The organism is Bizionia gelidisalsuginis, from assembly GCF_008086185.1.
GTDB lineage: Bacteria > Bacteroidota > Bacteroidia > Flavobacteriales > Flavobacteriaceae > Bizionia > Bizionia saleffrena.
On the sequence record NZ_VSKN01000007.1, the window covers coordinates 86,140 to 101,411 of the forward strand.

The 15,272-nt window shown below is 35.8% G+C and carries 13 protein-coding genes; 5 read left to right on the forward strand and 8 right to left on the reverse strand.

What is annotated here, in order from left to right; genetic code table 11:
* The first annotated feature begins 76 nt into the window (after nucleotides 1-76).
* Nucleotides 77-1,576, forward strand: coding sequence for an aminotransferase-like domain-containing protein (locus ES677_RS07060; protein ID WP_148380875.1), 1,500 nt, complete (start codon nucleotides 77-79; stop codon nucleotides 1,574-1,576).
* Between the two features lie 9 nt (nucleotides 1,577-1,585).
* On the opposite strand, the gene ES677_RS07065 is transcribed toward ES677_RS07060, so the two are convergent.
* The gene (locus ES677_RS07065) at nucleotides 1,586-1,999 is read right to left on the reverse strand and encodes a putative signal transducing protein (RefSeq protein ID WP_148380876.1); all 414 of its coding nucleotides are present in this window, start codon (nucleotides 1,997-1,999) and stop codon (nucleotides 1,586-1,588) included.
* Between the two features lie 377 nt (nucleotides 2,000-2,376).
* Here ES677_RS07065 and ES677_RS07070 point away from each other — a divergent pair, with 377 nt between their 5' ends.
* The 4 genes from ES677_RS07070 (at nucleotide 2,377) to ES677_RS07085 (ending at nucleotide 4,164) form a co-directional block, all read left to right on the forward strand.
* Nucleotides 2,377-2,640, forward strand: a complete 264-nt coding sequence (locus ES677_RS07070; protein ID WP_148369323.1) for a hypothetical protein — start codon at nucleotides 2,377-2,379, stop codon at nucleotides 2,638-2,640.
* A 220-nt stretch (nucleotides 2,641-2,860) separates the two neighbouring features.
* On the forward strand, nucleotides 2,861-3,367 hold the full coding sequence (locus ES677_RS07075) for a DUF2975 domain-containing protein (RefSeq protein ID WP_148369325.1): 507 nt from the start codon (nucleotides 2,861-2,863) through the stop codon (nucleotides 3,365-3,367).
* Between the two features lie 2 nt (nucleotides 3,368-3,369).
* A complete protein-coding gene (locus ES677_RS07080) occupies nucleotides 3,370-3,576 on the forward strand; it encodes a helix-turn-helix domain-containing protein (protein ID WP_148369327.1) in 207 nt (68 codons plus the stop codon).
* Between the two features lie 147 nt (nucleotides 3,577-3,723).
* The gene (locus ES677_RS07085) at nucleotides 3,724-4,164 is read left to right on the forward strand and encodes a LexA family protein (RefSeq protein WP_148369329.1); all 441 of its coding nucleotides are present in this window, start codon (nucleotides 3,724-3,726) and stop codon (nucleotides 4,162-4,164) included.
* Between the two features lie 96 nt (nucleotides 4,165-4,260).
* Here ES677_RS07085 and ES677_RS07090 read toward each other — a convergent pair whose 3' ends face one another.
* The 7 genes from ES677_RS07090 to ES677_RS07120 form a co-directional block, all read right to left on the reverse strand.
* A complete protein-coding gene (locus tag ES677_RS07090) occupies nucleotides 4,261-4,554 on the reverse strand; it encodes a F0F1 ATP synthase subunit epsilon (protein ID WP_148369331.1) in 294 nt (97 codons plus the stop codon).
* Nucleotides 4,555-4,686: 132 nt separating this feature from the next.
* Nucleotides 4,687-6,195 (reverse strand): F0F1 ATP synthase subunit beta, encoded by a 1,509-nt coding sequence (gene atpD / locus ES677_RS07095; protein ID WP_148369332.1) that lies wholly within the window; start codon nucleotides 6,193-6,195, stop codon nucleotides 4,687-4,689.
* 180 nt (nucleotides 6,196-6,375) lie between these two features.
* On the reverse strand, nucleotides 6,376-7,857 hold the full coding sequence (locus tag ES677_RS07100) for an SGNH/GDSL hydrolase family protein (protein ID WP_148369335.1): 1,482 nt from the start codon (nucleotides 7,855-7,857) through the stop codon (nucleotides 6,376-6,378).
* Between the two features lie 12 nt (nucleotides 7,858-7,869).
* On the reverse strand, nucleotides 7,870-10,671 hold the full coding sequence (locus tag ES677_RS07105) for a TonB-dependent receptor (protein WP_148380877.1): 2,802 nt from the start codon (nucleotides 10,669-10,671) through the stop codon (nucleotides 7,870-7,872).
* Between the two features lie 171 nt (nucleotides 10,672-10,842).
* Entirely contained in the window at nucleotides 10,843-12,690 is a 1,848-nt protein-coding gene (gene glmS, locus ES677_RS07110) for a glutamine--fructose-6-phosphate transaminase (isomerizing) (protein ID WP_148369339.1), read from the reverse strand.
* A 12-nt stretch (nucleotides 12,691-12,702) separates the two neighbouring features.
* Nucleotides 12,703-14,373, reverse strand: coding sequence for a DUF4270 domain-containing protein (locus tag ES677_RS07115; RefSeq protein ID WP_148380878.1), 1,671 nt, complete (start codon nucleotides 14,371-14,373; stop codon nucleotides 12,703-12,705).
* 18 nt (nucleotides 14,374-14,391) lie between these two features.
* On the reverse strand, nucleotides 14,392-15,201 hold the full coding sequence (locus tag ES677_RS07120; protein ID WP_148369343.1) for a glycogen/starch synthase: 810 nt from the start codon (nucleotides 15,199-15,201) through the stop codon (nucleotides 14,392-14,394).
* Between the last annotated feature and the right edge of the window lie 71 nt (nucleotides 15,202-15,272).

Here is a 15,272-nt window from a genome sequence, read left to right on the forward strand (position 1 = left end):
TTAAAAGTATTCTTGTTTTTTTGAGCTACAAAATTAGTAACTTTCCGGATCACTAAAGTAGTCCAGTTCTAAAACAATGAATAGTCCGGTTAATGATATGCTGAAAGCACTAATATATTTTGAAAAGTCGCCAAGCACTTCAATTTATATTCAAATAGCCCAACAAATTATCAATGCCATACAGCGTGGTTATTTACCCGAAGGTACAGTGTTACCAGGGACGAGAAAATTTAGTGCTCTACTTTCTATAAATAGAAACACAGCAGTTGCGGTCTATGAAGAACTTGCATCGCAAGGCTGGGTAGATGTTATAGCCAACAAAGGGACTTTTGTGTTAAAACCAGAAAAGAAAACAGCAGCTATAAAAGGGGCGTCGCAAGGTTTAGATAAACTAAATGCGTACCCAAAAACAGCAGGATTTCCGTTTGAGCCCTCTATTAATTTGGCGTCTACTGAAGAATTTTCAGTATGTAAATATGTGATTAACGATGGCCAGCCCGATTTAAGACTCCATCCTACACATCAATTTTCACGATGGTACAGTGCGTCGATGAAACGCACCTCATTAATTTCTAAATGGAATCAAAGACAAGAGCAATCGTATACCACTTTTAGTACAGCGTTATGTAATTATTTAAATGCTACGCGCGGTTTTCATATAAAGCCGTATAATATTGTAAGTACTCGAAGTACAGAGATGAGTTTATACATCGTGTCGCAGCTTCTCATACAAAAGAATGATGTTGTTCTTGTTGGTCATTTAAGTCATTACAAATCTAATATGATTTTTCAACAAGCGGGAGCCAATATCATAACCATTCCAGTGGATACGCAGGGTATTGATGTTGATTTTATTGAACAGAACTTTACAAAACAGAGTATACGTTGTGTGTATGTATGTGCTCACAGGCAATATCCTACAACTGTCACACTTTCAGCCGAAAGGCGATTAAAATTATTGAAACTAGCGAAATCCTACGGTTTTGCCATAATAGAAGATGATTTCGATTACGACTTTCAGTTTGATGGTTCTGCTATGGTACCAATGGCGAGTGCCGACGGTCAGGGTGTTGTTATTTATCTAGGCAGGTTGGGACAGTCTTTTTTTCCTAGTTTTCAAATAGGGTTTGTAGTGGCGCCAGAAAACATTATTAAGGAAGCCAAAAACTATTTACAAATACTGGATAAACAAGGCGATTTAATTCAGAAGCAAATACTTAAAGAGCTTATTTCTGAAGGTGAAATACATCGATTAATTAAAAAAAACAGTACGGTGTATAAGCAAAGACGCGATCTTTTGTGTGCCTGTTTACAGAGGCATTTTAACGCACACGCAACTTGGCAAGTGCCTGTAGGAGGTTTAGCTGTTTGGTTGTGTTTTGAACCTACAATATCACTTATTAAATTGGCAGAAACAACAAAAAAAAACAACTTGTTTTTACCTAAAACGATACTGTACCAAAATAAAGATATTTGTGCAATACGACTGGGGTTTGGTCATTTAAACATAGATGAGATGGAAACCGTTATTAAAATTTTAAAGACCTCCTTTGATGAGGTCTTACAACAGATTTAAAATAGGTGTTCATTTTAAATCGAATTCTGTGTTACAATCTTCACACCTATATTTATGTTTGGTGTAAAATGGAAGGGCTCCAAATAAAAATCCAAAAATGAAATAGAAAAAGGATTTGGCGTCTTTAATAGTCGAAAATAATTCAATATGCCCCCCTTTACAATTGGGACATACAATAGTGTCGCCCTCGTCGTCTATAGAATATTTACTTATCGTTTCTAAAATATGTTGCGCCTCGAGTGCTTGCGTGGCGTACACTTTAAGTTTAACACCACCAATAGCGTTACTTACTAGAGGGTCGGTGTCGATAGTTAAACTGTCACTTAAAAATACTTGAATGCCTTCATATTCCAGTCTACCCTTAATAATTTGGGCTTCCGAGGAGTATTGAAAACGTGCTATAGTTTTAAAAAGATCACTCATAATAGATTGTATTTTAGTCTTGTAACACGCTGATTTAGAAAGGTTACTTTGCAAAGGTAGCTAAGAAGGCTATAACTTATTGGTTTTCTGCTTCCTAATTGTAAGTGTGCCAACAAAAATCCAGACGTTCATCGGCTTTTGGAATGGTTGGTAACAAAAGTAAGTTAAATACTAACTCCGTTTTCTTTTCGGTATTTTGTAGCGGCTTTAACGTGTTTGTTTCCTGAAATAACACAGCGATGAAGTGGCAAATCGTTTTTTATAAATAATTGCTGACAACGGTGTGCTTTTATAATACTTAGATTTTGTTTAAAAAATTATTGTTTTTCAATAATTTTTGTATATTTGTTATCGTTAAACAATACTATTAATTCTTTATGAAAAAAATAAAAACACTTCATTGGTTTATTATTTTTTTAATAATCGTTTATATATTTCATTTTATTACAAATATATATCTGATATTTTTCACTCCTGATTTTATGGATTTTTTAGAAGAAGTTTATGAATATTTTATTTTAGGGTATTACACACAGTTTGTTTTCTTGCCTATTTCGTTAATAGTATTTTTAGCTTTGATCTTCTTAAAAAAAGGGTTGCGCTTAACTATAAAAAATGGTTTTTTAATGAAAATAATTTAACGACATTCAAAGTAGCAGGTCTGTTATTTTTATTGACGGGTGGGTTAAGTTTTCTACGGGACATTATTCTACTCATTCATTCTAAGGGTACAATTCATTTGGTGAGTGCTATATGCTCCGACATTTTAATGTTATTGATTGGTTTTGGGCTTCTTATTATGGTCGATTTTATCGCAAATGGAAATACAATTAAACAAGAAAACCAACTAACTATATAATTATGAGAAAGCTTGTTATTTTAAAATCTTTAGTAGATTTCATCTGGTATGTGACGTGTTTGCCGTTAATTCCATTAACACTATTTTTTAGTGTGTATATGTTTTTCGATCCGGATATTCTTAAAATTTTTAATGTATTAGAAGAGGGCGTTATAATTACACCGTGGTATTTAAAGGTGGTAACACTTTTAATTGTGGTATTGCTTTCTGTTTTTGTGTATAGTTTTTACTTATTTAGAAAGACCTTACGTTACTTTCAACAAGTAAAGCCCTTCGATGAATTTGTGATTACTAGTTATAAAAAGATTGGTAATATGTTAGTTGTTTCGGGGGTTCTGAGTGCTATACTGTCGTTTTTATTTCATTTGTTGGTTAAGAGTCAGCTCCAATTACAATTTGGATTCACTTCGAATTTATTTATTATTTGCTTGGGCTTATTCTTTTTAGTTTTGAGTGAGCTATTTAAAATCGCAAAAGTAGCAAAGGAGGAAAACCAACTAACAATTTAATTATGTCCATACTCGTAAACTTAAACCTAATGTTGGAAAAACGTAATATGAAGAGCTATGAGTTAGCCGAACGTATTGGGATTACAACGGCAAACCTTTCTATTTTAAAAACAGGTAAAGCGAAAGCCATTCGGTTTTCAACGCTTGAAGCAATCTGTCAATCTTTAGATTGTCAGCCCGGTGATATTTTAGAATTTGAGGCCGATTAATTTCCGTTTAGAACCTTTTATATCTGCTTACAAACCTGTGCACTTTTGGCGTATATTTGTATGCCATTTACTCTATTATATGTAAATGGAGTAAATTTAAAGAGGCGAGAGATCCGCATTTATTATTAAACCTTAACACTTGTTTTTATGATTGTACACAAATCACAATACCTTACTTTTTATGCTCCAGAACATATTGATGGTCACGGTGCTCATTTTGTAGAGACTGGTATTTCCGCGGGTTTCCCGTCGGTGGCAGATGAGTTTGTTGAGAATAGATTATCTCTAGACGATACGCTTGTTAAAAACAAAGAAACCACTTTCTATGCAAAGGTTAGTGGCCAATCTATGGTTGGTGCTGGATTAGACGATAACGATTTGTTGGTTATAGACCGTAGTTTACAGCCCGAAAACAATAAAATTGCGGTATGTTTTCTCGATGGAGAGTTTACGGTAAAGCGTTTGCGTGTAGATAGAGGAGAGGTGTGGTTACAACCAGAAAATCCTAACTATCCCATTATTAAAATTACAGACGATAACGATTTTGTGATTTGGGGAATAGTGACTAATGTAATAAAAAAGGTGTAATCACAAAGTGCACTAGTAATGATAAGAAAAATATAAAGTATAAAAAAACGCGAAGCTTTTAACTTCGCGTTTTTTTATACTTTATAGTGACTATTATTATTCTACTAAAACAATAATCTTGTTGTCTTTCATTTCTAGTGTTCCCGACTGTATAGCTACGGTAAGCACTTTTTTATCGTCGTTATGAGGAATAACAGTAGCGTGCAACTCATCAAATACCAAATGACTTTGAGAGTGCGTACTAATCTTAATTGTTCCTTGAGCTAACAGCGATACGATAGGAACGTGATTATTCAACATCTGAAATTCGCCATCGATACCTGGTACAGTTACAGAATCTACTTCGCTGCTAAATAATGTTGCTTCTGGTGATACAATTTCTAAATACATAGTAAAACTTGTTTTACTACTCCCTAAAAATAGGGAGTCTTATTATTTTAATTGAGTATTGAGCAATTAGTAGTTATTAAATAATGAGAAAATAATTATTCTCATTACGTGGTACTAATCTCTCACTACTATTTATGCTTCAGCTAACATTTTTTCTCCAGCTTCGATAGCTTCTTCAATAGATCCTTTAAGGTTAAACGCTGCTTCTGGTAAGTGATCTAATTCACCATCCATAATCATATTAAATCCTTTAATCGTTTCCTTGATGTCTACTAAAACTCCTGGTATACCAGTAAATTGCTCAGCTACGTGGAATGGTTGTGATAAGAAACGCTGTACACGTCTTGCTCTATTCACAGCTAATTTATCTTCTTCAGATAATTCTTCCATACCTAAGATGGCAATAATATCTTGTAATTCTTTATAACGTTGTAGTAATTCTTTTACACGAGTTGCACAATCGTAATGCTCATTACCTAAAATATCTGCAGATAAAATTCTTGAAGTAGAATCTAACGGATCTACTGCTGGGTAAATACCTAGCTCGGCAATTTTACGATTTAATACGGTTGTGGCATCTAAGTGTGCAAAGGTTGTTGCTGGAGCTGGATCGGTTAAATCATCTGCAGGTACGTAAACCGCTTGCACAGAAGTAATAGATCCTTTTTTAGTTGAAGTAATACGCTCTTGCATTGCTCCCATCTCGGTTGCTAATGTTGGTTGGTAACCTACAGCAGAAGGCATACGTCCTAATAATGCAGAAACTTCAGAACCAGCTTGTGTAAAACGGAAGATATTATCGACGAAGAAAAGAACATCTTTTCCTTGCCCTTTACCTGCGCCATCACGGAAATATTCGGCAATGGTTAAACCAGATAAAGCTACACGTGCACGTGCTCCAGGTGGCTCGTTCATTTGTCCGAATACGAAAGTAGCTTTAGATTCTTTCATGATTGATTTATCAACCTTTTGAAGATCCCATCCGCCTTCTTCCATAGAATGCATAAAGTCGTCACCATACTTGATAATTCCAGACTCTAACATCTCACGAAGTAAATCGTTTCCTTCACGTGTTCTTTCACCTACTCCTGCGAATACAGAAAGTCCTCCGTGTCCTTTTGCAATATTGTTAATCAACTCTTGAATTAACACTGTTTTACCTACACCAGCACCACCAAATAAACCAATTTTACCACCTTTTGAATACGGCTCGATTAAATCGATTACTTTAATACCCGTGAATAAAACTTCAGTAGAAGTTGATAAATCTTCGAATTTTGGTGCTTGTCTGTGAATTGGTAAACCATTATCTCCAGATTTAGGTAAATTACCTAATCCATCAATGGCATCACCAATAACATTAAATAAACGGCCATAAATATCGTCTCCAATTGGCATTTGTATTGGCGCACCTGTTGTATTGACGTCGGTACCTCTACTTAAACCATCTGAAGAGTCCATTGCAATAGTACGTACTGTGTCTTCACCAATGTGAGACTGTACTTCTAGTACTAAAATAGAACCGTCAGGTCTTATAATTTCTAATGAATCGTAAATTTTTGGAAGTTCAGAACCTGCTTCGAATTCAACATCGATAACCGGACCTACTATTTTTGCAACTTTACCTGTAACTTTTGACATTACTTATCTATTTAATATTATGCTGTTTAATTAACAGAAAACACGACTTGTTTTCGCGTGCAAAGATAGTTGTTTTAATTTAAAATTAAAGTGGTTTCTAAACCTTTTTTGAAAGCTAAAAAAGCCTTTAACAGTTTTGTACTATTAAAGGCTTTTAGAATACTGCTAATTTGGTTTAAATTATTGTAATCCAGCAGAATAGTTTGTATTGTAATTGGCAATGTTTACTAAATTTCCAGACGCTTCAAAGTTAGAATTGTACTGCGCATCTATACTTTTTAGAAATTCGTTAGCTATTAAGGCATAGCCCCTAGACGTTGGGTGAACACCATCTAAAGAGAATGCTCCACCGGTTACTAAGTCTGACGTTAAAATATAATCTCCAGAAGAAATTCCAGTGAGTGCTAATTGATTTAATATACGGTTAGTATCTACAAAAGCTAAATTAGAACCAGTGGCTGATGCTTGAATAGTCGCATTAAAACTTGCAGTAGCTACAGCAATCTCAGCTTGTTCTGAAGGGATTAAAACCCACTTGTCTGCTAACGGAATAGCAACGCCATTAACTGTTAAAGGATTTCCTTCAACTGCTTCTGTGCCAATAAAGGAAGACGCTGGTAAAACAAATAAATCGCCAGCAGTAGCTTGTCTATAGTTAGGTATTCCTAAACCAGATAAATCGGTTAAACTTTCATCTTCAATAACTACTGCGTTATTTAGAGAGGCTGCAAAAACAATTGTTCTCGCGGCTCTTTCGTCAGCAGTAATTAGCGCAAAAGACTCTGCCTGTAATAAGCCTCCATTGTAAGTTGCATAAGCATTATTAACGGCGTTAGCCGTAGCTAAATCTAAAGGAATTGGATTGTAAGGTACCGTTGTAAAATGAGGGATAGAGGTTACATCTGGAATATTAGCAATAACGCCTTTTGTTTCTCCTGTTGTTAATGTACCAATTAATGTGGTATATGCAAAATCGAAGGTTACCTGATCGGTAATGGGGTTTGATCCATCTCCGCCAGACAAAGCGTACCCTAAAACATCGTTATTTCCAATCCATAATGAAAAGAAAGAAGGATTTTGTGCCATAGCATCGCTAATTACAGAGGTAGATGGCGAGCTTGCCATTCTTACAAAATAAGGATTAGCTGTTGGTGGTGATGCAAATAAACCTGACAAATCACCATAATTAGGAGCTAACAAGTGAAAGCTCTTTGCGCCAGGGACACCCATATTATTAAAAGGGCCTGCAGGATTGTTTAAAATAATATCTGTAGTTGTAGTCGCACCAGGGTTCAAATCTGTTATTGGTACTGGACCTGATCCGTCAAAAACTAATCTTGGACCGAAATTGGGTAGCGGATTTCCTCCGGCCAATAAGCCACCAACGTTATCATTCATTAATGGCTGTGTAAAATCACCGCCACCAACTAATACAAACTGATTAGCTAAAATACGAGGTGTAGAATTCTGTTGGGCTATTTTATATAGCGCACCATCTGAGAAACCTGCAGTAAGAGAGTTTCCTAAAGAAACGAAGTTTGAAAAATCGGCGCTTCCGGCCGTTAATGCCGGTAACGGTTCTGAAAAAGAAGAGTCGTCATCACTCTCACAAGCTGCAAAGCTAATTAAGCCTGCTAGTAACCATATATATTTAGTTTTCATAATCATTTTCTATTATAAGTTATTAATTGTCCAAGACACGTAATACTGAGAACCTATAAAACCTGTTCCGAAAGCCGTGTAGTATTCGTCTCCTAATAAATTGGTTGCACCGGCTTTAAAAGTAGATTTTAAGCTAGGAACTCTGTAGTTGATCTGTGCATCTACGACATGGTATGCAGGAATTTCTCCATCACCAAAAGTGGCTTGCCATAAATAGTTATCACTCCATCTCCAAGCGACGTTAAAACCGAAGTTTTCGAACACGTTTGTATGCCCAAAAGACGCTTTTACTTTATGTTCTGGAGTATTGAAGCTGGTTTCGAAATCTGGAAAGGCGTTTTCATCGAAATCTAATTTTGAATAGGTGTAACTTCCCGATAAATCAAAATCTCCTAAAACTTTAGTCGATAATCCTAGAGATGCTCCGTAAGAGTTAACATCTGCTTTAGAGTTTGTGTAGGTCTGGTAGGCTTTAAAATCTGAGTTTCTTAACGCTTTAAAGGCTAAAGGATCTAAATCTACAGTACCATCTCCGTTTGCATCTACATTACCATATAATGGTGCAACTACGTTTTCACCCGAAATAAAATTCTTGTATTTATTATAATACACACTGAAGTCTACAACAACTCTGTTTAATTTCCCTCTGTATCCTATTTCGATAGACGTTACTTGTTCTGGTTTTACGATGCTTGAATTTCCTACTTTTAAATCGTTAGGATTTTCTGACAAAGCAAATGCTTGAACAGACGCCGCAGAGTATGAGTTTTCGTAGGCAACACGTCCTGTTTGATCAATGCTTGATGGTTGTCCGGCACCACCATTGGCAACCGTCATTTGGCCATCTACACTTACGGGGTACGATCTTGTGTAACGGTCTAAGTTATCTGGTGCCGATCCTACAAGAACTGCTCTACCAACATCTAAACCAATAAATAAATCTTGGGTTGTTGGGTTTCTAAATCCTGTTTGTACCGACGCTCTAATATTGTGATCTCTATTAACAGTTAAACCAGCAGAAAGTCGTGGAGAGAAAAAACCATCAAAAAATTCTGATTTATCATAACGTACAGAACCAGTTAGTTTTAGATCCATAGTTTCATTTAACTCTATGTCTTTCTGAATTTGAGTGTATATACCCGCTTCAGAATAATCTATAGCGCCATCATTATCAGTATAAATGGTTCCGAATGAATTTAGACTGTAACGTCTATATGAACCACCTACTTGAATTTCGGCAAAATCAATGATGTGACTAAAGTTATAATTACCATCTGCATGGTAGTATTTAGATTGATCTTGAAATCGTGATCCCGTTGCTAAATCGGAGTCTGTAATACTTTTGTTAAATGCATTTTTAAATTCTGAAGACCCCGGTAAATAACGACCTGTGTCGGCAACGGCTCTAGCTGCAGCGTGCTTTTGCTGCTCTGTTAACCCTTGAGGGTTTCCACCTAAGTTAATACCGGCGAATGTTGCGATATATTCCTGAAACCAGTTCTTGTCACTTTTCCAAGCACGATTAATATTAATACCCGTAAACACCATATCGTAAGAATCTCCTGCTTTATCTGAAACGACGTAACCTCTAACGGTGAAATTATCATTTTTAATTTCAATTTTGTGTTGTTGCTGCGAGAATCCATCGAGGTTATATCGGTTAGTTCCTTGGTAAATGGTAGAACCAGTACCATACTTGCCTACATAAGAGAGTTCTAGACTATTGTCGGTAATAGGTCTAAAATAAAGACCCCAATCTGCTTTTATGCTCTGAGCGTTGTAATCTGTTAAAGTGTTTTCGTTATATCCTGTTCTTGAGACTTCAACATCGGGAATAATTCCTAAGCCTGAGGCCGAACGAATGTTTGTGGATACTTCATCACCATAGACGTTAATTCCATCATAATTATAAGCGGCTCTCGTTCTTCCTGGGGAAAATTTATCGACTTCACTAGTAGCAGCCCAGTCTGTACCCTTTAAGTAACCAAAGTTTACTTTTACTGCAAATTTATCTGTAAATTTATGTGCCATTCTCATACCTACGTCGGTATATTCATTATCGCCAGCAGCTTCTTGGGAAGTGATCCCTTTTTTTACAAACCCACTAATTCCTTGGTAGTCGAAAGGATTTTTACTTCTCATAAATAAGATACCGTTAAAAGCATTTGCACCATAAAGAGCAGACGATGCGCCGGGAAGGAGTTCTACACTTAAAACATCAGTTTCTATCATACCTACAAGATTTCCAATAGGGAAGTTAAGAGCAGGAGAAGAGTTGTCCATTCCATCTACTAATTGCATAAAACGAGAGTTGGCAAAGGTTGCAAAACCACGAGTGTTAATAGATTTAAATGTTAAACTATTAGTATTAACATCGACACCTTTAAGGTTTTCTAATCCGTCATAGAAATCGGCCGAAGCGGTATTTTTAATTTCTTTTAATCCAAATCTTTCAACGGTGACAGGCGATTCGAAAATACGCTCGGGAGTTCGCGATGCAGAGATTACGACTTCATCTAAAATGCTTCCTTCATTTAAAACAAAGTTTAGTTTTTGATTATTGGAAGTAGCTTCAAGGGTTTCAGTGGAGAAACCAACGCTACTAATTTGAACAGTGAATGGGGGATCTTGACGAACTTTAAGAACAAAGTTGCCGTCAAAATCACTGACTGTTCCCACGGAGGTGCCAACGACGATAACATTCGCCCCTGGTATTGGTTGACTGTTATTGTCTGTTACAATTCCAGTAATTGTTACTTGCGAATAGGCGACTCCACAGATAAGCAGCAAAAGAAGTGATAGAAGTGTTTTCATGTTATATATTGAGTTAATTTGTTAGAACAATATACGTTTTTTAACACTATCTTAATAAAAAGTTAATAAAATTATGCATGCATAATACTTGCGAACAAAAAAAACCTATAATCAACAATCTGAAAGACAGTTAATTATAGGTTTTTAAAAAAATTACAAATCTTGATATATTTATTCCACGGTAACGGATTTCGCTAAATTTCTAGGTTGGTCTACATTGCGATTTAATAAAACGGCAATGTGATAGGATAGAAGTTGTAACGGAATTGTCGTTAACAAAGGTGATAATGATTCGAGAGTTTCTGGAACCTCAATAACGTGGTCGGCGAGACCTTTAACGGCTTCGTCGCCTTCGGTTACAATACCAATAATTTTTCCTTTTCTAGCTTTTATTTCTTCAATATTACTAACAACTTTTTCGTAATGTCCCTTCTTCGTCGCTATAACGAAAACGGGCATATGCTCGTCGATTAAAGCAATAGGTCCATGTTTCATTTCGGCTGCGGGATACCCTTCAGCGTGAATGTAAGAAATCTCTTTAAGTTTTAAGGCGCCTTCTAAGGCTACAGGAAAGTTATATCCTCTGCCTAAATATAAACAGTTTTTAGCGTCTTTATAAATTTCAGCTATTTTTTTAATGTGTTCATCTTGTTTAAGAGCTTTCTTTACTTTGCCAGGAATTAACTCTAATTCTTGTAAATGATGATGAAACGACGATTTTGAAATGCTTCCTTTTTCTTTAGCTAATTTTAAAGCGATAAGCATTAAAACGGTAATTTGCGTTGTAAATGCTTTTGTAGACGCTACACCAATTTCTGGTCCAGCGTGCGTATAAGCACCAGCGTGCGTTTCTCTTGCGATTGTAGAACCCACCACGTTGCAGACACCAAAAACAAATGCTCCTTTAGATTTTGCCAGTTTAATTGCGGCTAAAGTATCGGCTGTTTCTCCAGATTGCGAGATGGCAATTACGACATCGTTCTCCGTGATAACTGGGTTTCTGTATCTAAATTCTGAAGCATATTCTACTTCAACAGGAATTCGTACTAAGTCTTCAAAAATATACTCGGCAACTAAACCTGCGTGCCAAGAAGTACCGCAAGCAATAATAACAATTCTATTGGCATTCAGAAATTTTTCAATATTATCGTCTATACCAGCCATTCTTATCAGCCCTTCCTTTGCGTTAAGACGGCCGCGATACGTGTCTTTTATAGCATCCGGTTGCTCATGGATTTCTTTAAGCATAAAATGCTCATAGCCACCTTTTACGATTTGCTCAAGATTCATTTGTAATTCTTGAACGTAAGGAGCAACTAAAGAATCGGTTTTAATTTTTCTTATTTTGACACCTTTTTTAAGGCGTACAATAGCCATTTGCTCATCTTCTAAATAAATAGCTTTTTTAGTATATTCTAAAAATGGAGTGGCATCACTAGCAATAAAAAACTCATTGTCACCAACACCAATAGCCAATGGACTACCTAGTTTAGCAACAACTATTTCGTTGGGTTTCTTTTTATCGAAAACAGCAATAGCGTAAGCGCCAACTACTTGGTTTAGCGCGATTTGTACGGCCTTACCAAGTTTTACTTTCTCGTTTATCTGTACGTCTTCAATTAGATTAATTAAGACTTCAGTATCTGTATCTGATTTAAAAGTATACCCTCTAGAAATTAACTCTTTCTTTAAAGAGGCATAATTCTCAATAATACCGTTATGGATAATAACTAAATCACCAGAATTAGAGTAATGCGGATGCGAATTAACATCGTTAGGAACACCGTGAGTTGCCCATCTCGTATGGCCAATTCCAACAGTTCCAGACGTGTTTATTTCGTCTTTAACCTTTTCTTCTAGGTCAGAAACTTTTCCTTTGGTTTTGCAAAGTTCTATGTTTTCGCCGTTATACAATGCAATTCCTGCACTGTCATAACCTCTATATTCTAATCGTTTTAGTCCTTCAAGAACGATAGGGTAGGCTTCGCGATGACCTATATATCCAACTATTCCACACATAATACCGTTGTTTTAATTATTTGGTTGGGTGTAATAAATTTCAAATTCTGCACGTTGCCCTTCAGGAATAGTAGATTTACTTCCGTGAAGCACCGTTCCTTTAGGAGATAGTATTGATGTTGATGGTATTTCTGTTAATACAGTTTCATCATCTTCATCGATAACGCTTCCTTGAATTTTAGACGTCTTAATATTGTTAATATTTGAGGCAATGTAGAGCCCTAATTTAACATTAGTAGAATCCTTTAATAAAATGTTATTAACGTAATCTGTTATTCTAAACCTGTACTTAATACCTCTACCGTTACTGTCTCTCTTTAAAATTTGAGAGAAGTTTGTCTTAGAATTAATAGGCGATGTTGTGCTTATTGATCCATCTAAAGAATAATCAATTATAGGTGTATTGGTTTTTAAATTATATAACGTCACCCGGTCTGGCTCGTCACCCGCTACGCCATCACTGTCGTCTTGGTTGACATAAAAGGTTAAATTAACTTCATTAATTAACCATTTGCCTTTTTTGCTTTTAAAATACTCGAAACCAGGCGTTAAATCGCCTTCTTCGTTCTCGGTTAATCCGTTAAATAAATCAACAACAACCATTGCGCCATCACCTCCTTTAAGGTACAAATTATCACCACCAACGGTTGGGTCTCCATTTAAATTGATAGTGTTATCTTCTGTTTTTAACAGGTTAACACGATTCCCTTTTAGGTTAAAAACTAATTGGGTTAAATTTGTAGTGTCCTCGCTTTCTTCAGCTATTTCTTCATCATTAGTATAATCTACAATAAGTGTTGCTTGATCAAAATTTAATTGTGCTAAGCTACCATTTACGGCAGTAGACTCTGGATCGACTTTAATAACTAAACCTCTAAAATGATTCGTAAAGTTATTTGCGTTGCTAAACTCTGGTTGTCCTTCAATAGCTAAAATGGCATCATTCCAAAAGGTGCTATTGGCACCTGTTGCATTATGAAGTTCTGCTCTAAAAGAAGGCGCAAAGCGCCCAACAACTTCAGTTTCGTTGGTTTCTTCATCTATTTCAGTTATTCTAGTCTCTTCAGCCGATGGAGCGTAAGCACCGTCTTCGAATAATAACGCGCCTTCTTGACTATAAAATAAATCTTCTTGATTAGAATAATAAGCTTGTGGCTCATCAAAATCTGTAGACGGATCTAAGTCTCTCAGTAAATAATTATTTTTATAAACAGCGACTTTAAAGGTTACGTTAGTATCACCAACAACAGAATTTAACTGGTAAGTGCTGTTGCCATCTGCTCCAGTTTCTAAAACTGTAGAAAAGTAAGGAATGTTTAATACCACCGATTCTATAACAGGATTAGTTCCAAAATCAGGATTGAATTGATTTGGAACTATTTGCGCAACCATAGAGGCTGTAGTTTTACCAAATTCAGCTAAGTTAGGATCTGAATACACCCCTAAAAAACCACTAGACAATCCGTTGGTTTGCACGCCAATTAAATCATCAGGTGTAGTCGAGAACGGGGTTGCCGTCTTCGTGTACGTAATTAAAGGGAACTTTTTGCTTAAACCATCAAAGTTTTGAATGCCTTCTAAACCACTCTCTATATTGGTGAAATCTCTATCGCAAGATACAGATATCACTAAGATAAGGCCTAAGAAGGCTATAGATTTTAAGCTTGATTTTGTTTTTTTCATAATGTAATTTAGGTCGAATTAATCTAAAACACTAGTATTATAGAACTCAGTATAAGCTTCTGCAAACTCATCTTTTTCTTTAAAGTCTAATACAGGTTTTTTCGAATCTTTTAAATAGTCTTTTAACTCATCAGGTATAGTTTCCGAGCCAATTATTAAAGCATCAGAATTGTCTATAGCCACTTTCATTAAGTTGTTATACGTTGGTTTTTCAAGAACTTTAATCGCGTCGTCGGCGATATTATCAAATTTAATCTTGTTAATCATATCTACATTTAACGTCTCTTCGAAACTTTGATTGTATACCGAGGTCACAATTTTACTTTCATTAAATAAAGGTTCATCTTTGTAAAACTGTTTTAAATACAAAGGAAGTAGCGATGCTAACCAACCGTGAATGTGAATAATATCGGGAGACCAGTTTAATTTCTTGACAGTTTCGATAACGCCTTTTGCAAAAAATATAGCGCGCTCATCGTTGTCGCTAAATAGCTTTCCGTCTTCGTCTGTTAGCGTTGCTTTTCTTTTAAAATACTCGTCATTATCTATAAAATAAACTTGAATACGTTCTTTTGGAATAGAGGCTACTTTTATAATAAGTGGCATATCAAGATCGTTAATTACTAAGTTTATTCCGGATAAACGGATAACTTCGTGAAGTTGGTGCCTTCTCTCGTTAATGTTACCATAGCGCGGCATAAATATTCGTATCTGTCCCCCTTGCTGGTTTACCATTCTTGGCGTTTCAAACGACATTGAAGAAATCTCTGTTTCAGGTAAATAAGGTACCACTTCAGACGATACATATAATATTCTCTTATCTTTCATAATAATTGTATGGGTTTTTGAGGAATTCAAAATAAAAAACACGCAAAAGTACAAAAATTTATGCAGAGTGC